Origin of the sequence: Butyricimonas paravirosa (genome assembly GCF_032878955.1) — a bacterium.
GTDB lineage: Bacteria > Bacteroidota > Bacteroidia > Bacteroidales > Marinifilaceae > Butyricimonas > Butyricimonas paravirosa.
On record NZ_CP043839.1, the window covers coordinates 12,765 to 35,537 of the forward strand.

Here is a 22,773-nt window from a genome sequence, read left to right on the forward strand (position 1 = left end):
GAAAATGAGAAAAAAGAAGATACAAATTCTCTTGTCGGTTGCCGTGTTTCTTTTCCTGATGGATGGAGCGCTTCCTGTGAAAGCACAGGAACGTAAGCTGGGACGTGTGGAAAGACGGGCTGACCGTAATTTTGTAAGGCAGAAGTTTAATAAAGCGATGGCGCAGTATGAAACGGCTCTTAAAAAAGAAGAGAATATGCAAAATCAAGCCGCTCTTCATTTGAAGATTGCGCGCTTGTATTTCATGGTACGGGATTATAGCTGGGCTATCGGGCATTACGAGAAGGCGATGGAGCTGGAACGGAATTTATTCCTCGTGGATGACGTGTGTGACTACATAGATGCGTTGCGTTTTCAAGGTCAGGCACGGAAAGCCGAGGCGATCTGTCTGGATAATGCTTATCGAGATCAGTATAGCAGGTATCAACGCTACCAGAATACACTGGAGGCTCTTGCCATGCGTCATTCCGTGCAGGAATTCCCCGGATTCACGGCCAAACGGTTGTCTTTGAACACGCCGAATGCCGAGTTCTGGATTGGAAATTACGGGGAACAACCTTTCTATGCCATTAGTTACAGTAAGTTTAACGATCCCGGAAAGTTGTTTTTCCATCGTACTCACTATTACGAGTTGAAGGAGGCTGGGGAAAAGGTGATGTCACAGAAATCACCGAGATATTCCGATTATTTCCGGAAGATTCCGGTGGATTTGCAGAATGGACCGGTAACGTTTTCTCCGGATATGCAGGTGATGGTGACCACGGTGATCGAGTACGATAAAAAGAATGTATCGGTGGAGATGGTGGACAAAAAACATCGTCCTTTCCGTACTAAATTGTACTATTCCGTGATCAAGAGCCAGAGTAAACGTTTTGGAAGGTACATTCCGGTTTTCCCGCAAGACCCGGAAAATTCGTATGCTCATCCTTACTTGTTTAATGACGGGAAATCGTTGTTGTTCACTTCTGATATGCCGGGAGGATTTGGCGGGTTTGACTTGTACGTTGTTCATTGGGACGAAGAGACACAGGAGTGGGGAACCCCGATGAATTTGGGTGCGGATGTCAACACGGAAGGGAACGAGATTTTTCCCGTACTTTATGAAGGACGTCTTATTTTTTCCTCTAACGGGTTACCGGGTTTCGGAGGATATGACCTGTTTAATGCCGACTACGATCAAGAGGGAGTAGTTCCGGGCAGCGTGCGTCATTTTCCTTATCCGGTGAATTCGGTTTTCAACGACTATTTTATGTGTCCGCTGGATTTACGAACCGCTTATTTTGTTTCGGACCGGGAAATGGAGTCCCGGGATGATATTTATTATCTGCAAACCGAGGAAGATTTGGGGACCCTGCAGGGAGATCCTCATTTCGGAATGAGCGAGGAAAGCGCGATTCTGGGCGGGGCTTTATTACTGAACGGGACCACGGAATCGGTTACCAAGGAAACTATTTCAATAAAACGATATGCACCGGAAGGTTTGCTAATGACTCTTTATTTTGATTTCGATTCGGATAAATTGACTCGAGAATCCATTCAATGCCTGGAGCAGTTTATTAATGAAATGGGTTCCTATTATTTCTCTGAATTGAGATTTGACGGTTTCGCTGACGAAATGGGTAGTGACAATTACAACTATGCCTTGTCAGCAAGAAGGGCAAAGAGTGTTGCCGAGTTTTTACGGGATCATGGTGTCAATGTGGATTTCAATATAAAGGCTCACGGCAAGGTGAGACTTTCTCCGGAGGAGATGAAGGAAGAGATGGGAAATCAAGCGGAGGGAAATATTGACTGGATTCAGGTGAATCGTAAGGCGAGACGTGTTGAGATATATCATAAGAGGTAGAATTAAAAAGTAAACGATAATATGAAGAAGACGAGAATTCATAGAGTGTGGATATTGTTCCTGCTGAGCGTGATCACTTGTTTGCAGGTGAAAGCCCAGTATATGCCGGTGGTGTTCGATAAAGTATATGGTGATAAAAATCAGATTCAACTGGTTTGCCCGCTACCCGGTGATGAAGTAGCTTTAGTTGGTAAAGAAGGTCAAAAATATAACTTGACATGGGTGGAACGGGAAGGAGACGTGGTTTTTTCACTTCCATTGACAGGCTTTACCGCGGTGAACGAGATTGTGGAGTTGGATAACAGCCGGGTTTTGGTGGTTGGACAGTCTAGTGTGCCGAATGTAAAAGGTAAAAAGGATAAAATTACTTTATGTGGACGTATCGTGGTGATTAATCGAGGCGGACGTATCGTTACCGATATTTATGCCGGGGATCAAGGAAGTAATTTTCTGAAAGGTATGCTGCTGCGGAGCGGGGCGTTTGTGGTGTCCGGTTCGGAGCCGAAAGGGGCGGACGGTCGTCAGGGAATCCTGTTGAAACTGGACCCGACGGGTAGCGTGGTTTACCAGTATAAAAATGCCGGGGGTGGTTATTGTGACCAGTTTGCGGTGATGGGAAATTCGATTGAATACATTTGTGCGGCATTCTCTGCCGGAAAGGATAAGGAGCAAGCTCTCGTGGTTCGTCTGGATGATAAGGGAAAACCTTATTACATGACGACGATCCCGGCAAAACAGTTTGTCGTGACCGGGTTGAATGCCAATATTAATGACGGTTCGGTGCTTGTGATCGGTAATTCACCGACAGATGGGGGGATTATTTACAAGATTCGTCCGGAGGGGGACATCGTGTTTGCGAAGAATATGATTCCTGCCAACCAAGGGGCCACTATGCTGGATCATCTTCAGGTGGCCCGTAATGGTAATATTCTGGTTGGAGGTAGCGGAAGTCAAGGATATTATGCTTTGTTGCGTAATGACGGAACAGCCTTGTATTCGGGTACGTCCAAGGGGAATGTACGGGGAATCGGGATGAACCCGGCAACCGGGGAGTCCGTGGTGACGACATACGACATGGGCGGACGTCGAGGTACGTTTATACGTATTCACCCGACCGGGAAAGTGGAGTTCGAGCGTTCACTGGATGGTAATTTTGACAAAATGAAAGTAACCAACAGCGGGGAGATTTTATTGTTATCTTCTTCTGAAGGACGGGTTTGTATGTTTTCGTCCACGGGTGAAAAGGAGTTTGACCGTTACGTGACGGATAATAAACCGACGGCTTATCGTCAGGCGTATACTGCTTCATCCGGGGAGTTACTTTTCCTGGGAGCGGGAGGTCGTCTCGTGAAACTGGGACATGGTCTTTATGTTTCGGACGTGAAGATCACGAAACCGGTGAATGGAATAGCCACGGCTATTTTTACCGTGACTCTGACCGGGTATGCCACGACGAAAGAAGGTGCGCCAATTCCGGTAAGCGTGGGATATGCTACCCAAGAGAAAACGGCTAATATTGCGAATAATTTTACACCGGTGAAAGGAAAGCTTTCGTTTACCCCGTCACGGGGAACGGCCGACCGTTATCTGGTAAAACAGGATATAGAGGTGTCCGTGAAAGCGAATAATTTGATCGAGGGGATGAAAGAGTTTGAACTCGTACTTTCGGATGCACAGCAAAGTTATCTGGTGAAACCCGTGGGTAAAGCGGTGATCGAGGATCAACAGGCTGTTGTTAAGATGGTTCGCACGGAACAGGGAGAAGAGGGAACAAAAGATATTTTATACGAGCTTGGGTTGTTCAAACCGGATGGAACTCCTTTAATGAATTCGACGGGAGCCAATATCATCGTGGATGGTATTTACGGGGAAGGAACGGCTGATGCCCTTGATTTCGATATGGGATTAACCCCGAGAGTGATATTTGCCAATGGATCACAGAAATCATCGTTCTCGGTGAAAACGTTGGAGGATACCCGTTATGAATTACCCAAGACGGTCGTGATTAACTTTAATAAAGTACATTGTCTGAGTGGTTCGAACGTGGCTTTTGAAGGGGAGTTGTTGAGTTGTAGCGGGGTGGTTGTCGATCAACCGGCACGTTTAATGATAGCTTCCCTTGGCGATCACAGATTGAACAATAATGTTGTATCGGGATTCTTCACGGTGTCTTTGGTGCGGGCTTCTGACGGGGCTTTGCTGACGAATGCTACCGGAAGTGATGTTATCGTGAATTGTGTGACGGTTCCTGATGCTTCGGCTAAAGAAGGTAAAGACTTTGTGTTTACGAATATGCATGATCTCCGCATCAGTGGTGACGGAAATCATAGTTCTGCGAACGTGTATGGTGTGGTGCTATATAGTACGGATGCAGCGGAAAAACAAGTGAAGTTGAAAATCAAGTCTGTAACTCAACCCACGGGCGCGCAACCGATCAGTGTTTCTGATGCAGAAGCTACGGCCGAGTTTACGATCCGTAAATAAACAAATTCTACTCCCTTCGGGGAGGTAGTGAATGAAAAAAGAGAATTATGGCAGGAAAATATATAAACATATTGTTAGCGGGGTTATTGACTATTCTCCTACTAGCTTGCTCGGACGACAGGGATTCCCTGTCCGGGCAAGCGAGTGGAGATCCTTTACTGACTTTCAACATGACGAGAGCGGGTGGGGATATTGTCAGTAACACGTTGGTCTATCTTTTTGATGGAGATGGAGGTGATGCCGGAAGATTCAACCAGAAGGTTCAGAGGGTAACTTATGCCCCGGATCGACTGTCGATGACTGTCGCTGCCGGGACGTGGAATATAGCCCTTGTGACTGCCAATACTGATTTTAGTGGCGGCTTGATTCAACCTATGCGTAGCGCGGCTCGTGAAGATTTGAAGATGTGGGAGACCCGAACATCGGGAGGGGTATTACCTTCCATGCCGGAATTACGCACGGCCAATATCGATGGTCAATTGGTTATTGGCGGGCAGGATAATTCGGTTCCAGGAACTACTATATTGTCACGAAACGTGGCTCTGGTAAAGGTGGTTATCGCGGATGCGGGTGGATTGGACGTGAACGGGACGCATAATTTCGCATTGAAGGATGTGCCGACTACCTTGAACTGGGAGGGAGGATTATTCCCGACTGCAAAGAACCCTAGGGTGAGTTCCGTGCCGATGACCGGGACTTTCCGGGTCAAGGATAGTACCTCGTTACCGGGACACCAACGTAGTGACACGTTGTATTTTGTTATCCCGGCTCACAAGGGAAACGATTACCTGAGTGTTAACCCGAAAGATACGACGGAGAGTCACATGAAAGTGAGTGTGGACTTGGCTTGTGAGGGGGGAATTCGTTTTAAAAAGACAGATGTTGTAATCCCGCGGGTGCCCCGTGTGAACGGTATATTACTTGTGCGTCTTCTGGTAGGTGGAAAACTGGACGTGACGGCTGATGTTTTGGGTTGGGAGGATGTGGAATTGAATGCTGACCTGTCACAGACACAGCTTTACACGGATAAAGCATCCGTGGGACTATCACATAAAGATACGCTTTACGTGAACACGAATGCCTTGGATTTTACGGTGGATTACCCGACAGGAGGTTGGATTACTTCCGTTCGGAAGATTGCGGATAACGGGGTCGAGATTACGGCTAACGTGGACACTTACGTGGATGGCCAACCTCGTAGTTCTTATATCACGGTCAAAGCGAATAACGTGACGAAAAAGATTCCCGTGACGCAAAGACCGGATGAGGGAACGATTACCGTGGATAATAAACGATTGGTTTTCTGCCCGAATCTTCATGAGAATAGACAAGTTGCGATTACGAGTACCGGTGGTAACTGGAAATTCCTGACCACGAATCCCAGAAAGGCTGCTGCAAACGTGCAGAGTGGAAATGCCGGGATAAGTAACGTTAACTTCACCCGTTCTTCTGTTGCTTACAACAAAACTTTGGATGAGGGACATCTTGTTTATGGAGATACGCTTGTCATTGTGAAGAATGTTATGACGCTGGATACGGATACGATTCGATTGGTGAATTGCTATATCTACGTGGATAATGATAACACGATTGATGCTTCTGCACCACAAGGAACGGAAACACAAGCGGTAACCAATTCACAGGATGTGGTTGTGTACGGGGGAACGAAGATGATAGAGAATTTTGTTCCGCAACAAACTTGGATTCATGATATTTCTTGGGATCCGATTGGACAGATATTGTCATTTACCACGGATCGTAACACGGGAAATGCAAATCCGGAGGATAATGATGAACCTCGTTCGGGAACCATGAGATTCAGACATGCCTCGTGTCCGGATTATGAAGTGACGGCTAATGTTTATCAGGATATTATCGTGACGATACCGCCGTTCCATTATTTCGTGGTGAAGTTTACTTGGAGTGGTTCTACGGATGTTGATATTGCCGTGGAGTTTGCCGGAAACCATCTTACAAATGTGGGTTCGAATAATAGTGAATATGATAAAATACCTGTCGGATTTGGTATGCAAGATAACAATCCCGGAAAAGGAGTCACAGGAAGTGGTGGTGGTAATACTGATGGAAGAGTATCTTTTGCTTATAATGGAGGGACTCTTTTGGAATGGGGTGGAGATGCTAGATCAGGGCAAGGTGAAACTACATTTTTTAATGCTCCGTTGTTTGAAGGGGATGCTAATTCTCCTCGTAAAATAAAATTGGAAGTTTATGCTATTTGGTATACTTCAAGTAGACCATCAAATACAGCGATGAATCTTCACATGTACGCATATGAGAATGGTACGATGGAAAGGGGGACGAATGCATCTGGAGATAATAATAAGTTTAATTTTTATAATAGGGGAGGTACTCTCCTGTATTCAGAAGGTTATGCTATAACTGTTACAAGTTATGGATCAAGTAAAGCTAAAACTTACACAACTTCCTATGGGCATATAGCTACAATTACTTATGATAGGGTGAAACATTCGGCTTCGGTTTCTGTGCATGTTCCTAACACGAAATTGACGACTACTAGGAGTATGAATACGAATGCGGTTGAAACTTCAAGTGAAGAGGTGATTGTAGAACCTGAAATGATTGGACGTGATGAAAATGGGAAAGCCATTTATGCTGAATAAATGTCGTAATTAAATTAATGGAATAATACTATGAAATCATATCTCAAAATAATACCATATTTAATATGCATATTATTCGCCTCTTGTGCCAGTGATGATAGTCGTCCTGCACAGACACCTCGTCAAGTGAATGTAGCTCTTACCGTGACTCTGCCGGAGCCGGAAAACGTACACTCGCTTGCCCGTTCCTACACGGATAGCGAGATCCGGAACGTGGATGTGCTGGTGTTCGACGAGGATGGGAAGTTCATGGAACGGGTGAAGGTGGATGGTGGAGAGTTGACACCAAGCGGGACGGAGATTTCTTTTTCGATACGTTTGGATGCTACCTCGAAACGACGTGTTATTCATTTGGTGACTAACGGGAGAACTCCTGACGGGGTGACTGATCGACTGAATTTTGGGGATGTTACTCCGGCAATGTTGGAAAGTGTGGCTATGCTTGCATTGAAGACATCGACGTTTACGGGAACTCTGGTGGACAACGTGATGCCTTTGATCATGTGGGGACGTGTTGAACTCCCGACGGGAATTAATATCGTGACGAACGCTGATAACGTGAAACTGTTACGTGCCGTGGCTTGTGTACAGGTAAAAAAAGGTGCGGTTGACGCCACGAACGGATTGAATGATTTTACAGTTCAAAGTATAACAGTGAACAAGGGTGCCGATTGCGGCTACTTGACCCCGACGAATTATTCAACAACTGTTACTCCCGTGACGGGACGTCCTCTTTCCGGTAGTACATTGAATTACGCGAATGGATGGTCGGACGGGGAAACCCCTTCCTTGTATATTTACGAGCGGAATTGCACGTCGGGCGATTACATGGGCGTAATCATTAAGGCCATGTATAAAGGAAAAGAGGGGTATTATAAAGTGGTGATGGTAGATAATGGAGGGACTCCCTTGAATGTCGTGCGGAATCATCGTTATATCATCACGGTGGTCAGCGTGAACGGTCCTGGATATGCCAGCGTGACGGATGCGATCAATTTTGCCCCGTCAAATGCCTTGAAGGTGGAATTGACGGATGAAGATTCCGATTTCCCTTGTATCGTGGCTGACGCCCAACACCGGATGACGATGTCCAATAACGTGTTTAACTTGTATGGTAAAAACCAAACGACCTCTGTTGCTAACGGTATTGAAATTTGCACGGTGTACTCAAGCCGTGGTGTTACGCCAGTGGTGACGGGAGGAACAACTTGGCTTACCGGCTTGCAAGTCCAGTCGTTGGGAAATAACAAGTTTAAGATTGTCGGGAACTTTGCGGGAACATCTACTTTAGTATCTACAACTTTGACACTTACTTGTGATAATTTGTCCCAGTCTGTTGAGGTCAGTTGGAACCCGGAAATCTCCACTCTAAAAGATAGCGATTCGTATGTTTTGGATTTAGTGAATGTTACAAATCATAACTGGACCATACAGATTATGAATCCGTCGTCTACTACCTGGTTGGCCTTGCATCCTACCGCCAGCTTGCCTGCTGCCTTCCCGGGTGTAGACGGTTTTTTATCGGAGCTTAATAGTAATTATTATACTCATGCTTATCTGCATATAGGTTTTGGAAGTAACAGAAACGGAAGGGTGCAGATGAGTTCAGTTGTTGGCGGTAAGACAAAAGCGTGTAAAATAATCATTGTTCAATAAAATTCATATGTGTATGGAACTGGAAGAGATATTGCAAAAGGAAAAACGGAATGAAGAATATATTTTTCTTTATCACGAGAATGGGGACTGGTATGCTTATGAGCATTCTGCTTTTTATTGTTATTCTCTTCTGGGAATGTTCGATGTGAATTGGTTAACCACTACTTCCGGGATCGTAGAGAAAAGGATTATCCGGATACGTGTTAACAACCTGGATCGGCTTTTATACACTTCCTCGTTACAATTGATCCGGAAACAGAGTACGGAATGTGTGCTGATGTGTAAAATTTTGTGTGGAGGTTTCCACTATTGGCGAGGAATGATAGAGATGAAATTCCAGGGATTACAAAAAGAACGAGTTTAGACGTTAATAAGATCTTCGTAGTTTACATAGTTGAGGGACTGGTTTCTATATAGTATAGAAATCGGTCCTTTTTTGTTTGATGATTTTATGGCAGAGAATAATTTTATTTTTTATGATCATAGGTTTGTTCATTTGAATTTCTAATTTTGTGATTGGATTGAAAATTGTATTAATGACAAAGAGGGAAGAATCGTTCTTACAACGGATAAACACGAAGCAACCAGAAGCTTTTCGTGAATTATTCAGCGAATTTTATAATTCGCTGGTTCTTTTTGCGATGGGGTTTGTCGAGCAGCAGGACGTGGCGGAAGATATTGTGCAGGAGGTGTTTATTGCCGTTTGGGAACGGGATGCCCAATATCCGACTTACAATGCTTTTCGTAGTTTCCTTTATAATTCAGTGAAGAATGCCGGCTTGAATCATCTGAAACACAAGAACGTGGAGGAGAAGTATCTTGCCTCGTTGAATCTTGAGGATGAAGGGGATGATATTGATTTGAAAATGATGGAGGAGGAGTTGTATCGCCTGTTGTTTAAGACGATAGATGAACTTCCGGATAAATGTAGGAATATCTTTTTATTGCATTTGGAAGGAAAAGGAAACGAGGAGATTGCTCTTTTGTTGAATTTATCCATATTAACGGTTAAGACACAGAAAAAACGGGCCATGTCATATATTCGGGAACGTTTGGGACGGGTGTATTTCGTGATGATGTCTTTGGGAATAATCTGATTTTTTGTTTTGTAATCTATTGAAAATGAGTTGTCCGTAAAGAATTTTACTTTTTGGGTGAAATTTCTTTTATTTTTTGTACCTCTCTTGAAATAGGTTGTTGTTCTAATTATAGAAAAAGGATAAGCAATGGATGATTGTAAATTTAGAATGGTTGAAATGATGCATCTTTATTTGTCTGGGGCAATTACGGATGAAGAGATGCAGGAATTGCAAAAATGGTTGGATGCGGCACCGGAGAACCGGGCCATGTTTGACCGGGTTTGTAAGGGAAAGGATATTTTATACAAGTATAGAATGTACAAGAAAATTGATCATAGAGCAGCTTACGAGCGTTGTGAAAAACGAGCCGGTATAAAGAGAAAGAGTATCGGAGTGTGGTTGAAATATGCGGCGATGTTATTACTTCCTTTGGGGACAATTTTCGTACTGCTAAGAAATAATGAACACGAACAACCCGTGGAGGTTGCTACCGTGGATATTCTTCCGGGAGAAACGAAGGCAACCCTGATTCTGGCAGATGGGAAATCGGTGGTATTACAACATGATACGACCCGTGATATAGTCGTAGGTGAGGGTGTGAATGCGAAGAATTCCGGTAGCGGGATCGTGTATTCTGCAAATGGGAATGAGAAGAGGGATTTACAATATAATGTATTACAAACACCGAGGGGGGGGAGTACCAAATCACGTTGGCAGACGGTTCGATGGTTCAATTGAATTCTGGCACTCAATTGAAGTTTCCGGTGGTGTTTGATAAAGAGAAAAGAGAGGTATATTTAACGGGGGAGGCCTTTTTTGAAGTACAGAAAGATGAAAAGCGTCCTTTTTACGTGATTGCAGACGGAATCAAAATCCGGGTGTATGGGACGTCTTTTAACGTGAACACGCATGATAAAGAACGAGTGCAGACGGTGTTGGTGGAAGGGTCGATTGGATTGAGTGCTGAAAAGGGAGGGCCGGAATACCGGATGAAACCTTCACAACTGGGAGAATACAGGCGGACGGATGCATCCGTGAACGTGAAAACGGTAGATATTGAACCTTATGTTTCTTGGAAAGATGGCTTTTTCGTGTTTGAAAATCAAACCATGGAACAGATCATGAACACGCTTTCTTTGTGGTATGACGTGAATATTTTTTACACGAACGAGCAATTAAAGAATTTACATTTTACGGGACATGTGAAACGTTATGATCAGATTGATAATATTTTAAAAGCAATTAAAAGTGCGGTTGGCGTCACTTTTACAATAAAAGATAGAACGATTTGTATTTCTAAATAAAAAACACCGGAAGGTGTTCGAGGCCTTCCGGGTATTTTGATAACCTTGATAAGTCATGTTGGCGCATTTCTTATCACTAAGTAAAAATTTATAATGTTCAAAGTTATGGAAAAAAAATCAATTATGTCCTTTTTTTGGCGACATAGAGGACAAAAAAAATGGTTAGTTATGAAATTGACTGTACTATTTATTTTTGTGTTCTCGTTTACCCTTGTTGCTAATACAAGTGCGCAGCAAGAACGAGTAAATTTGAATTTAAAGAATGTGTCTATCCGGACCTTGTTCGGAGAGATTCAAAAACAGACGGCTTTGTCTTTCGTGTATAACATGGAACTGACACAACATTTGGGACAGGTATCCGTGAAGGCAAAACAGGAGGCCGTGGAAAGTGTTTTGAACCGGGTTTTAGCGAACACGGGGCTTTCCTACAAATTCGAGGGGGACATCATTGTGATTTGTGAATCTATCCCGACACAGCCCGTGCAGAGCGAGCAGAAGAAAGAAATTGTCATTGAAGGGAAAGTGGTGGATAAAGATTCAATGGCAATTATCGGGGCAACCGTTTTGGTGAAGGGTACGACCTTGGGAACAGCAACGGATTTGGACGGTAATTTTAAATTGACCGTGCCGAGTGCCGAGAACATCGAACTGGAGTTTTCATTCGTGGGAATGAAAAAACAATTTGTGAAAGTGAAAGGTTTGTCGAATCCTGCCCCACTGAAAGTGGTCATGGAGGACGAGGCAGTCGGTGTAGACGAAGTTGTGGTTGTTGGATATGGGGTTACTGCAACAAGAGATTTGACCGGACAGGTGGCCTCTTTGAACGAGGAACAATTAAGTAAGAAAAGTGCGACTAATGTGGAGACCATGCTGCAGAATGCGGCAGCCGGGGTTGTTGTTTCTCTAGCATCATCCAATCCGAGCGAGAAGATTCGGGTACGGGTTCGTGGAGAAGCTTCGTTGACGGGAGATAACGAGCCTTTGTATGTAGTGGATGGTATGCCCGTGACTTCCGACGTGATGAGTGCGATCTCTCCATCGGATATTCAATCCATGGACGTGTTGAAGGATGCATCTGCGGCAGCGATTTACGGTTCTAGAGGTGCTAATGGTGTGGTCATCGTAACTACGAAACGCGGTAAAAGTGGAAAGCCGGATCTGAATGTAAATTATGCTTTTAGCGTGGATTCAAGAATTAATAATTTCTCCACGTTGGATGGGGATGAGTTTCGTGAGTACGTGCGTTATGTGGCAGAGCAGACACTAAAAGTGGATCCTTCCAATAAAACGGCAAATTCTATTTTGAAAGAAGGTAGTACGGATTTGAAGTCCGGTAACACGGATTGGTATAAAGAGTTGAAACGTCCTTCTCATCGACATGATTTGAATTTATCTGTTCGTGGTGGTGGTGAACATTCAAATTACTATATCTCTTTGGGTGTTTTGGATTATCAGGGAATGGTTGAGCATGACGATTTTACCCGTTACACGGGACGTATAAACCTAGACTATGATATTACAGATTTCTTGAAGTTTGGAACATCGACCACGTTAGGATACACGGATGTCAGCTCTCCAGGTATTTCTTTGTACACGGCTATTGGATTCCGGCCTGATTATCCGATATATAATGAAGATGGAAGTTATTACAAAGAAGGAAATTCATATAACCCTGTTGCACAGAATGATGCGAAGAGTTATAATGATAATTATAGTATTTTGTCCACGTCGTTTTTGGAATTGAATATTTGGAAAGGATTGAAATTAAAGACTACGTTATCATTGAATCAGAATATGTCTTATTCGGAATCTTATAAACCGACATATTTGACCTCAGATAATAAAGGGTATGGAACGGAATCGACAAGTCGTTCGTTTACTACGGTTTTTGATAATACGTTGTCTTGGGTAGGGCGTATCAATGATATTCATGCTTTGGATGCCGTGGTTGGTATTTCATTTGAACGTACGAAAAGACGTGGTTTTGGAGTAGATGCTAAAAATTATCCGATGGATAAGGTTTTGACTGGAATCACGAATGCCAGTGAAATTGTACGTAAAAGCGGAAGTGGTACGGTATATGGCTTGCAGTCTTCTTTTGCCCGTATAAATTATCGTTTACTAGATAAGTATTTACTTACTTTCACGGCTCGTTATGATGGTTCATCCTCTTTTGGTTCCAATAATCGGTATGGTTTCTTCCCCTCGGGGGCTATTGCATGGCGCGTGAGTGATGAGAGTTTTATGAGAAATGTCAAGTTCCTGGATGATTTGAAGATTAAATTCAGTGTAGGTAAGACGGGAGTTCAGAACTTTGATTTGGGAAGTTATGCTAATAAGGATTTATATTCAACAGGAAGTTATTTGGATAATCCTTCTATTGTTCATAGCCAGCTTGGAAATAAGGATATTAAGTGGGAAACTACATTGCAATATGATTTGGGTATTGACTTTTCAATCTTACGTTCTTTACTGAGTGGTAGTATAGCATATTATCGCAAGAATACCGATGATTTGATCTGGACTTACACTCCGCCTTCAAGTTTGGCCGTAGAACCAATCCCAACAAACGTGGGGTCTGTACGAAATCAAGGTATTGAAATCTCTCTTCGTGCTAATTTGTTACGCGGAAAGAAAGATTGGAGCTGGGAATTAGGATTGAATGCTTCTCATAACCGGAATAAAGTGCTGGAGCTTGTGGAACAAGGTGAAACAGATAACGGAATGGGAATTACGATACAAGGGTCCGGAAACCAAGTATTGGCAGAAGGACATGCGATGGGTGCATTCTTTGGTTATCAATATGAAGGAATTATTCAGGATCAGGCCACAATTAACGAGTTGAATGCCCAGGCTGTGGCTGCCGGCAAAAATACTTACAATGGGTCTGGCTTACGTCCGGGACACTTGTTACTCCGGGATGTGGATGGAAACGGTTACATTGATAATAAAGACCGAATGATTATCGGTTCTCCGGAAGCTGACCTTATTGGAGGATTAACCTCGACATTAGCTTATAAGCGTTTGAGTTTATATATGCATTTCGGATTTCAGATAGGAGGAAAGAAATTGTTTAATAAAACATTACAAAACTTACCGAATCAATTGACCGGATTGGTGGATTATAATTTGGATAATCGTTGGAGTGAAGATAATAGAGATGCTAAATTACCAGCCATGTATATTGGTGATGGGGTTGCTCCAAATACTTCTTTATCCTTATTTAATGCCTCTAATCTTCGTTTGCAGGAACTTCGTTTATCCTATGATATTCCAAAATTGTGGGGAGGTAAATACTTGAATTCCGGAGAGATTTATTTCACGGCAAATAATCTTTTCGTGATCACGGAATATCCGGGACAAGATCCGAGTACGATCGGTTCGGCGACTTCAAATTATGGTTCAAATTATGAGAATTGGAATTACCCGTCTTCACGTACGTTCTCTTTTGGTGTTAAACTTAATTTCTAATTATTTTGAGTATGAAAAAAATACTGATTGTATTTTCAATTATAATAGGTCTTACCAATTGTCAATTGGTGGATGTGTTGGAACAGGATCCAATGTATGAGTTGGATCTTGAAAATGCGATAACCTCGCCTGAAATGGCAGAATTAGCTTTGACCGGTACGTATGGTTGTTTACCGGCAAAAAGTACAAATTACACGTTTGCCACATTGAGTGGTAGTTTTATGTCGGGAGCTTTATTGCGTCAGAATTTTATTACTTCCGGGGTTTCTATTTATTATTCAGAGAATTATTTGCCGACTCTTTCCTATAGTACCTTCGGGGATGAAGAGTGGGGATGTGATTATGAGGTCATTAAGAATGTTAATTATTTGTTGCAAGCCTTGGAGAAACTTGATGATAGTGAATTCAAGGCTGGTAGAAAAGCAGAAATTATCGGTGAATGTCATTTTCTTACGGCATTGTCGTATTTCAGATTATTACGCCAATTTAGTGAGTTCTGGGATGAAAATAGTAATTATGGTATTTTGATTCGGGACGAAATACCCTCGGTTTCTAATGCCGTGAAAGTGCGTGCTACTGTTGCTCAAAGTTACGAGGAGATTTATAAGCACTTGGAAATAGCTTTGAATCAGGCTCCGGAATACACGACTTCTACACAGGCTTCCGTGCAAGCGGCAAAAGCTTTGAAGGCCGTCGTGTTATTTTATCAAGGAAAATATAGTGAGGCCGCTGTTGCTGCGGACGAGGCTATTACATCGACAAATCCTTTAGATCCTAGCTATTCTAATGTATTCACGAATGCGGAGACATCGAAAGAGGTTATTTTTTGCCGTGCTTTTGGTACGGATGACGTGTCTGATGTGTCATATTTTATGGAGAAAGCTTTTGGTGCCACCGGTATTTGGGGACCGTCAGAAAGTTATATGAATTTGATAGAAGGAGATCCCCGAAAAGATTTGGTTACGGAGAATAAAGATGTTGTTTATAACGGAGTAACCTATAATGTGAATACCGTGAAAAAATTATATATCCCGGGAGAGGGTGTTCCTGTAATATTTTTACGTACTGCAGAATTGTATTTGATTAAAGCCGAAGCTTTGGCTCGTAGTAATGCTTCGATTGCTGATGCTTGGGCTCCGATTAAAGAGTTGCGTAATCGAGTAGGTGCTGATATGACAGAGCCAGCTAGTCGAGATGAATTGATGGACGAAATTTTTAAAGAGTGGTGGATCGAGATGGCTTTTGAAAATTGGCATGAGTGGTTTGCTACGCGGAGATTTGATCGGTTGCTAGAGATGAACAAGAGTTTGGCAGAGCAATTGGAAGATGAACAGGAAAAAGATAAAGAAGATGAGGATGGAGGTAATAGTTTCGAGCAAGCATTTTTGCAGAAATTAGAGTGGAGAAAAATTTATAATATCCCAACATCAGAAATTAATGCCAATTCTGCATGTGAGCAAAATCCCGGATACTAAAAGAGATGATTATGAAACAATTTGTATATATTGTATTTCTTTTATTAAGCCTTCATGTTTCGGCTCAAACAGAGAAAAACTACGGTATTCAGTTTTATCATGGAACTTGGAAAGAAGCGTGTGATAAGGCTAAAGCAGAGAATAAATTGATATTCGTGGATTTTTATACAAAATGGTGTGGTCCCTGTTTAAATATGGCGGAGAATGTATTCATTCTCCCCTTTATTGGTGATTTTTATAGCACGAATTTCGTGAATATGAAAATTGATGCCGAGAATGGGGAAGGGGTGGAGCTTGCCAAGCGTTATGGCGTGAATTCTTACCCAACCTACGTGTTTGTGGATCCCAAGAACGGTGATGTGGTACATCGGAGTAAATCTCGGCAGGAGGCCGAACAGTTTCTTGCCACGGGAAAAAGTGCATTAGTACCGGAATTACGTTCCGGTTATCTAATTGAAGAATTTGCTAAAGGGCGTGACGACCGGGAGTTCTTGAAGAATTATATTCATTATAATGCCTCGATTTATGAACGAGAGAATGTGCAGAAGGCTTTTGAGATGTTGGTCAAAAAGGGGGCAAAATTAACGGATTCGGATGTCTGGGATATATTTAAAGCTAATATAAGAGGTACGGATAATCCTTATTTTCAGGAATTAGTGAAAAATTATGATGTTTTTGTGAAGGCTTTGGGAAAAGAGGTGGTGGATAATAAGCTGTATATGGAGACTCGTAATATTTCTTTGGAAGAATTAAATAGGTTACCGGAATTTAAGGGGAAATCCTTGAACAAGTATCTGGTACAAATTAATGCCTTGGTTCGAGATAAAAAATATGATGAAACCGATGCGTTGATCCGTGCCACGATGGCTGATACGTCTATCAATCAGCAGGATTTTATAGAACAACTTCGTTTTATTGTGCGTGGTAGTTACTGGTCCCCGGAGACTCCGGTAGAATGGTTGGGCAGGTGCGTCTCTTATCTACAATATATTGCTTATAACAGTGACGACCGTCAAGATCCGTATATTCATCAGGAGTATGCCGCTTTATTGGAACGTTTGATTCGTTTGACTCCGGGTGCGGAGAAGGTTTTCCCGAAATCAATCATGGAGAAACCGGAATTCGGTGCAAAAGAATATAGTATGCGTCCTAAGAATCTGGCACAAAAGCCAACGAGAAAGAAGAAATAGTGTGTGATGTTAATGTTTGTACCAGGGGGCTGTTCTGATAAAGAATGGCCCCTTGCTTTTGATCATGATTTTCTTTGTTTCGGGCATACTATACTATTCCTTTTAGATTCATACCGTGTTTACGCAAATTTTCAACATTGTTTGTCCGTGAGTGACACGGAAGTGATACGTAGGAAGCACGGAGAAAGCACGGAGAAACCTATGCGAAACAATAGAGAGACAGCGAATTATAAGCGATGGAAAATAGTTGTGCATTTAACTGTTTTATTTTAAAGTGATTATGTGATTTTTTTATTCCTTTAATAAAAAGTCTGATTTAATCTTTTATATTTGCATTAAAGAATGAATGTACATGGTCGTGGATTATTCAGAAGATAGGGAATTATTAACGTTATTGAGACGTGGCGAAATTTCTGCATTTGTAGATATATATACCACGTATTATGATGCGTTGCTGAATTATGCCGACCGTTTGTTGAATGATATGGAGGCGGCTCGGGATGTGGTGCAACAGGTGTACTATAAGATATGGGAAAACCGGGATGCGTTGAATATTTCTCTTTCTGTTAAGGCTTATCTTTTTAAATCGGTTTACCATGGCAGTCTAAATACGCTTGCCCATCAAAAGAATATTCAGAAGTACGAGCAGGAACAGATGACTGATTTTTATTTTTCTACTGTTATTCAATCCCCCGAGGCGGAAGAGGCTTTGTGGAAGTCGGATATAGAGCAGGCCATACAGGAGGCCATTGCCACTTTACCTGAAAAGTGTCGGGAAGTTTTCGTGTTGAGTAAGATTGAAGGGTTGAAAAATCGGGAGATTGCTGAAAGACTGAATATCTCGGAGAAAACAGTTGAGCGTCATATGTCGATAGCATTAAGTAAGTTACGGGATGAATTAGACTGGTTATTACAAATTATTTTATTTTTTTCATTTTCTCATTGGGGGTAAAATTCCTTTCAACTGTCTTTAGTGTATAAAAGCACGAGAAGATGGATGATAAAAATATCAATATAGAAGAATTACTGGTCCGAATACTGGAGAATCGGGCAGATTCGGAAGAAATACGATATTTCTCGAAATGGATGGAGGGGCAGGAAAATCGGGTGTATTTTGAGAAGTTCAAAAAAATATGGAATTTTTCTGCGGGAAGTCATGCGAGTCCGGAAATGCTGGCGGCGGGGGTAAGAGATTACCGTCTGTTTATGGAAAAATCTCTGAAACCGAAAATGCGTATAACGTTGATGTGGAGGATAGGTTCGGTTGCGGCCGTGTTATTGATGATCCTGTCTTCTGTTTTATGGTTACGGAAAGATGTTCCGGAGGTTTCTTCGGGTGAAAAATATGCCGTTTCTTCGGGACGGGGAGTTATTTTGAAGTTGGCTGATAGCAAAGAGATCATTCTTAGTGATTCGTTGAATCTGACGGGTGTGGCGGGAGAGTGGGTTAGTGTTAATAAAGTGGATCACCGGGGAATTGTATATAAGATAAAAGATTCAACGGAAATCGAAAAAGAGGAATTGTGTTATAACCAAATTATTGTTCCGGCAGGAGAACGTTTTCTGGTACAGTTGTCAGATGGAACTAAGGTATGGATCAACTCGGAAAGTGCTTTGCGCTATCCGGCTTATTTTGGTAAGCATATGCGGGAAGTTGAGGCTCGGGGAAACGTGTATTTTGAAGTTGCTAAGGATTCAGCCCGTCCGTTTGTGGTTGTTTCCAGAGAGTTGACCACGGAAGTACTAGGTACCCGTTTTGAGGTGAATACCTATGGAGACCGGGACGAGGTGAGTGCGACGTTGGTGGAAGGAAGCGTACGTGTGAACGTGGGCAGTCGTTTTGTTGTTATCAAGCCTAATCAACAATTCATGTTTAACACGAAGAGTGGCACTATCGAGGTGAACGAGGTGGATGCTGCGAGGAAAGTGATGTGGAAGGATGGTATACTGGTGATTGATAACGAGGCTTTCCGGGATGTGGTTTGGAAACTGGAACGCTGGTATGGAGTGTCGATCGTGAACGAGACCGGACTTGTATTTACTCAATCTTTTAGTGGAGAGTTTGACCGGGAAGATATTCACGTGGCAATAGAGTCGTTGTGTGCAAATTTAAATATTACTTATACGATGGATAAAGATCGAATTATTCTGAAGAGGTAACAAAAAAGAGCATCCGTGCGACCAACACTATTGATGCTCCTTGCGCTAAGCCTTACTTATTAATAAACTTAACATGACAAAATTATGAAAAAAAACAAGTATTCGTTGTCTTTGTCATTAAAATTTCTCTGTAGAGTCATTTTATTGACAAGTTTTTGGACAAGTTTCTTATGCTTTTCAGTAAAAGGAGACCCGGTGGAGCCACAGCGGGTGACTTTGGAGCTGAAAGATGTTTCTCTATCCGTGTTATTCCAAGAGATAAAGAAACAGACTTCTTTCAAGTTTTTCTACAATGATACGCAGGAGAAGGACATGGGGAAGATTACGATCAGCGTGAAAAACGAAACGGTGGAAAACGTGTTGGATCGGGTATTCCAAGGTAAGGAGTACACGTACCGGATTTCCGGGGAACAGATTATCGTGGTAAAGCGTCAGGAAACGAGAAAGCCTATACAAGAAGTGGTCATCGAGGGAACTGTCATGGAAAGGGATTCGATGCCTATTATCGGGGCCACGATCGTGTTACAAGGAACGACAACTGGTGTTGCAACCGACGTGAACGGTAAGTTCCGGCTAGTCGTGCCAATGGACGATGAGATTTATATCGAGGTTTCTTTTTTGGGAATGAAAAAACAAGTACATAAGGTGTTGGGATTACCGACTCCGAAACCGATGCAAATCGTGATGCTGCCGGAAACAGTGGGCGTGGACGAGGTGATTGTGACCGGATATGCCAATATTCGGAAAGAGAGTTTTACAGGTGCAGCCACGACGGTGACGAAGGAGGATATTTTGAAAATCTCCCCGAGGAATGTGATTGATGTGTTACAAGTTTTTGATCCTTCATTGCGTATGGTGAAGAATAACGAGATGGGTTCTGACCCCAACACGTTACCGGAGTTTTATATTCGTGGACGTACTGGTATGGATGGTGTAACTCAATTGGATCGTCTGGAGGCGCAACAAGGTGGAAATATGTCTAAATTTGCGTTGACAACCAACCCCAATTTGCCTGTTTTTATTTTGGATGGTTACGAGGTGGAAGTGCAGAAGATTTATGACATGGATCCTAATCGAATCGCTAGTATTACAATTTTGAAGGATGCTGCGGCCACGGCTATGTACGGGTCTCGTGCATCAAACGGTGTGATCGTTATTGAGACCGTGACTCCGGAATTGGGTAAGCTACAAGTATCCTACACGTTCAATGCTTCATTGACGGCCCCGGATCTTTCTGACTATAATTTGATGAATGCAGAAGAGAAGTTGCGGGCGGAGGTGTTGTCCGGGTTGTATGACTTGAGTTTACCTAATGATATGGAACAGTATGCCATAAAAAAGAATTATATTACCAGTGGTGTTGATACGGACTGGATGGCTCAACCTTTGCAGAATCAGTTTAACCATTCGCATAGTTTGTACGTGTCCGGAGGTACGGAAGGATTTCGTTTCGGTACAGATTTGAGTTACGCACATGAGGGAGGAGTGATGAAAGATTCTTATCGTAATCGGATGAGCGTCGGGGTATTCGTGGATTATCGGGTAGGGAAATTACAAATTAGAAATAACGTGTCATACGATATATCTAAGTCATCTGATTCTCCTTATGGTTCGTTCAGCGATTATACGAGTCAGCAACCTTATTATGCAATATACGATGAGGATGGAAAACTCAAACAACAATTAAATATAGGTGTTGCCAATCCTCTTTACGAGGCGAGTTTGGGAAATTTCAGTAAGAGTAACTCCTATAATTTAACGAATAACCTGAGTCTTTATTGGTATATCAATGACCATCTTCAATTGCAAAGCCAATTTGCAATTACGAAAACAGAGTCAGAAAGTAATAAATTTACCGATCCTTTATCAACGACTTACGGATCAGGTTCTGATCCATTTACTAGGGGAGACTTGTATGTTAATACAACCGATAACTTTAATTGGAACGTAAATGCTTTTTTGGCTTATAACAATTCGATCGGGAAAAGCTATTTGAATCTTTCTGCTGGTATCAATGCACAAGAAACACAGAGTGGAAATTTGTCGTCACATTACAGGGGATTTCCTTCTGCCGCTTTACATACGATAGGTCATGCGAAAGAGATCGTGGAAAAGCCTTCCGGTGAAGATAATAAAACCCGATTGATGGGTATTTTCTTTAGTGGGAATTACTCTTGGAATAATATCTTTTTGGCCGATGCGTCGATTCGTTTTGACGGTTCTTCTGAGTTCGGGGCTGAATCACAATGGGGATCTTTCTGGTCTTTGGGTGCCGGAATTAATGTGCATAATTTTGAATTTATGAAGTCTATCCCATGGTTAAATCAGTTTAAGGTACGCGGAACTTATGGGGCTACGGGAAAGGTGAACTATCCGCCTTATGCGGCACGGGATATGTATAGTATTCTGTTTGATGATTGGTATTCCACGGGTATAGGGGCAACTCTGCAAGGTGTTGGGAATGAAAATTTAGTATGGGAGAAAACCAACTCGACGAATATCGGTTTTGATCTTAGCTTTTTCCAAAGTAAGTATAATATAACATTCTCATGGTATAACCGTCAGACCGTGGATATGATTACAGATGTAACCATTCCGTCCTCTGCCGGGTTCACATCCTACAAAGATAATATGGGAGAAACTCGAAATAGGGGATATGAAATCAGTTTAAATGCTACCATTCTTAATACGAAGGATTTTGGAGTAAATGCATTCATTAATTTTGCTCATAACGAGGGGAAATTAATGAAAATATCTGAGGCATTAAAAGCTTATAACGAACGGGTGGATGACTATTTAACTTTGAAATACACGAGTTATGCTAATGCGGCTCAACAATCTCTACCATTTTTGAAATATGAAGAAGGTGGTTCATTAACGGCCATCTACGGAATGAAATCTTTAGGGATCAACCCTGCTGATGGAGAGGAATTGTTTATTGATCGTTCCGGTAATGTTACCAGTGTATGGTCATCCTCGCAACAACAAATCATAGGAAATACGGAGCCTAAGGGACAGGGAGCTTTTGGTATTAATATCCGGTGGAAACGCTTGACATTGTACACGAGTTGTATGTATACTTTTGGTTCACAGGAGTATAATTCTACTTTGTTGAGTCATGTGGAGTGTGTCGATTTAAGTACATCTAATGCGGACAAACGTGTATTGAGTCAACGTTGGCAAAAACCGGGGGATGTGACTCCATTGAAAAATATAGCTAACCGAAACAAGACAACACAGTCCACTTCCCGTTTCGTACAGGATAATAATGAGTTCAGCATAAACTCTATATCACTGTCTTATGATTTTAATCCGGAATGGGTAAGGCGTATTGGTTTGGATGTTCTTCGGATTCAGGCAAGCACGAACGATTTGGCAACTTTCTCTTCAATTAAACAGGAGCGAGGTTTGTCTTACCCGTTTGCCCGAACCTTTAATTTTGGTTTAAGTGTTAGTTTCTAAAATC

The 22,773-nt window shown here is 42.3% G+C and carries 14 protein-coding genes; all 14 read left to right on the forward strand.

Going from position 1 to position 22,773, the window contains the following annotated elements:
• Positions 1-4: 4 nt before the first annotated feature.
• The gene (locus tag F1644_RS00075) at positions 5-1,846 is read left to right on the forward strand and encodes an OmpA family protein (protein ID WP_118302594.1); all 1,842 of its coding nucleotides are present in this window, start codon (positions 5-7) and stop codon (positions 1,844-1,846) included.
• Positions 1,847-1,867: 21 nt separating this feature from the next.
• Complete coding sequence (locus tag F1644_RS00080; RefSeq protein WP_118302592.1) at positions 1,868-4,330, forward strand: Calx-beta domain-containing protein; 2,463 nt, start codon at positions 1,868-1,870, stop codon at positions 4,328-4,330.
• Positions 4,331-4,377: 47 nt separating this feature from the next.
• On the forward strand, positions 4,378-6,972 hold the full coding sequence (locus F1644_RS00085) for a BACON domain-containing carbohydrate-binding protein (RefSeq protein ID WP_229782377.1): 2,595 nt from the start codon (positions 4,378-4,380) through the stop codon (positions 6,970-6,972).
• A 30-nt stretch (positions 6,973-7,002) separates the two neighbouring features.
• A complete protein-coding gene (locus tag F1644_RS00090; RefSeq protein WP_118302590.1) occupies positions 7,003-8,628 on the forward strand; it encodes a FimB/Mfa2 family fimbrial subunit in 1,626 nt (541 codons plus the stop codon).
• A 13-nt stretch (positions 8,629-8,641) separates the two neighbouring features.
• Positions 8,642-8,992 (forward strand): hypothetical protein, encoded by a 351-nt coding sequence (locus F1644_RS00095; protein WP_087420093.1) that lies wholly within the window; start codon positions 8,642-8,644, stop codon positions 8,990-8,992.
• Positions 8,993-9,164: 172 nt separating this feature from the next.
• Positions 9,165-9,725 carry an RNA polymerase sigma-70 factor gene (locus tag F1644_RS00100; RefSeq protein ID WP_118302588.1) on the forward strand — a complete coding sequence of 187 codons (561 nt, stop codon included), beginning with the start codon at positions 9,165-9,167 and terminating at the stop codon, positions 9,723-9,725.
• 129 nt (positions 9,726-9,854) lie between these two features.
• Positions 9,855-10,445, forward strand: a complete 591-nt coding sequence (locus F1644_RS00105; RefSeq protein ID WP_317147145.1) for an anti-sigma factor family protein — start codon at positions 9,855-9,857, stop codon at positions 10,443-10,445.
• A complete protein-coding gene (locus tag F1644_RS00110) occupies positions 10,433-11,011 on the forward strand; it encodes a FecR family protein (protein ID WP_317147146.1) in 579 nt (192 codons plus the stop codon). Before F1644_RS00105 ends, F1644_RS00110 begins: the two co-directional genes overlap by 13 nt.
• A gap of 168 nt (positions 11,012-11,179) precedes the next feature.
• Complete coding sequence (locus tag F1644_RS00115) at positions 11,180-14,482, forward strand: TonB-dependent receptor (protein WP_158571825.1); 3,303 nt, start codon at positions 11,180-11,182, stop codon at positions 14,480-14,482.
• An 11-nt stretch (positions 14,483-14,493) separates the two neighbouring features.
• A complete protein-coding gene (locus F1644_RS00120; RefSeq protein WP_118302582.1) occupies positions 14,494-15,957 on the forward strand; it encodes a RagB/SusD family nutrient uptake outer membrane protein in 1,464 nt (487 codons plus the stop codon).
• Between the two features lie 11 nt (positions 15,958-15,968).
• Complete coding sequence (locus F1644_RS00125) at positions 15,969-17,147, forward strand: thioredoxin family protein (RefSeq protein WP_118302580.1); 1,179 nt, start codon at positions 15,969-15,971, stop codon at positions 17,145-17,147.
• Positions 17,148-17,499: 352 nt separating this feature from the next.
• Positions 17,500-18,099 (forward strand): RNA polymerase sigma-70 factor, encoded by a 600-nt coding sequence (locus F1644_RS00130; RefSeq protein WP_229128169.1) that lies wholly within the window; start codon positions 17,500-17,502, stop codon positions 18,097-18,099.
• Between the two features lie 41 nt (positions 18,100-18,140).
• Positions 18,141-19,307 (forward strand): FecR family protein, encoded by a 1,167-nt coding sequence (locus F1644_RS00135; RefSeq protein WP_118302578.1) that lies wholly within the window; start codon positions 18,141-18,143, stop codon positions 19,305-19,307.
• Positions 19,308-19,391: 84 nt separating this feature from the next.
• On the forward strand, positions 19,392-22,769 hold the full coding sequence (locus tag F1644_RS00140) for a SusC/RagA family TonB-linked outer membrane protein (protein ID WP_118302576.1): 3,378 nt from the start codon (positions 19,392-19,394) through the stop codon (positions 22,767-22,769).
• Positions 22,770-22,773: the final 4 nt, after the last annotated feature.

Coding starts and splice junctions, on each gene's coding strand:
- F1644_RS00125 (WP_118302580.1), top strand. CDS start 15,969: ATGAAACAATTTGTATATATTGTATTTCTTTTATTAAGCCTTCATGTT.
- F1644_RS00085 (WP_229782377.1), top strand. CDS start 4,378: ATGGCAGGAAAATATATAAACATATTGTTAGCGGGGTTATTGACTATT.
- F1644_RS00100 (WP_118302588.1), top strand. CDS start 9,165: ATGACAAAGAGGGAAGAATCGTTCTTACAACGGATAAACACGAAGCAA.
- F1644_RS00140 (WP_118302576.1), top strand. CDS start 19,392: ATGAAAAAAAACAAGTATTCGTTGTCTTTGTCATTAAAATTTCTCTGT.
- F1644_RS00120 (WP_118302582.1), top strand. CDS start 14,494: ATGAAAAAAATACTGATTGTATTTTCAATTATAATAGGTCTTACCAAT.
- F1644_RS00135 (WP_118302578.1), top strand. CDS start 18,141: ATGGATGATAAAAATATCAATATAGAAGAATTACTGGTCCGAATACTG.
- F1644_RS00095 (WP_087420093.1), top strand. CDS start 8,642: ATGGAACTGGAAGAGATATTGCAAAAGGAAAAACGGAATGAAGAATAT.
- F1644_RS00110 (WP_317147146.1), top strand. CDS start 10,433: ATGGTTCAATTGAATTCTGGCACTCAATTGAAGTTTCCGGTGGTGTTT.
- F1644_RS00115 (WP_158571825.1), top strand. CDS start 11,180: ATGAAATTGACTGTACTATTTATTTTTGTGTTCTCGTTTACCCTTGTT.
- F1644_RS00090 (WP_118302590.1), top strand. CDS start 7,003: ATGAAATCATATCTCAAAATAATACCATATTTAATATGCATATTATTC.
- F1644_RS00130 (WP_229128169.1), top strand. CDS start 17,500: ATGGTCGTGGATTATTCAGAAGATAGGGAATTATTAACGTTATTGAGA.
- F1644_RS00080 (WP_118302592.1), top strand. CDS start 1,868: ATGAAGAAGACGAGAATTCATAGAGTGTGGATATTGTTCCTGCTGAGC.
- F1644_RS00075 (WP_118302594.1), top strand. CDS start 5: ATGAGAAAAAAGAAGATACAAATTCTCTTGTCGGTTGCCGTGTTTCTT.
- F1644_RS00105 (WP_317147145.1), top strand. CDS start 9,855: ATGGATGATTGTAAATTTAGAATGGTTGAAATGATGCATCTTTATTTG.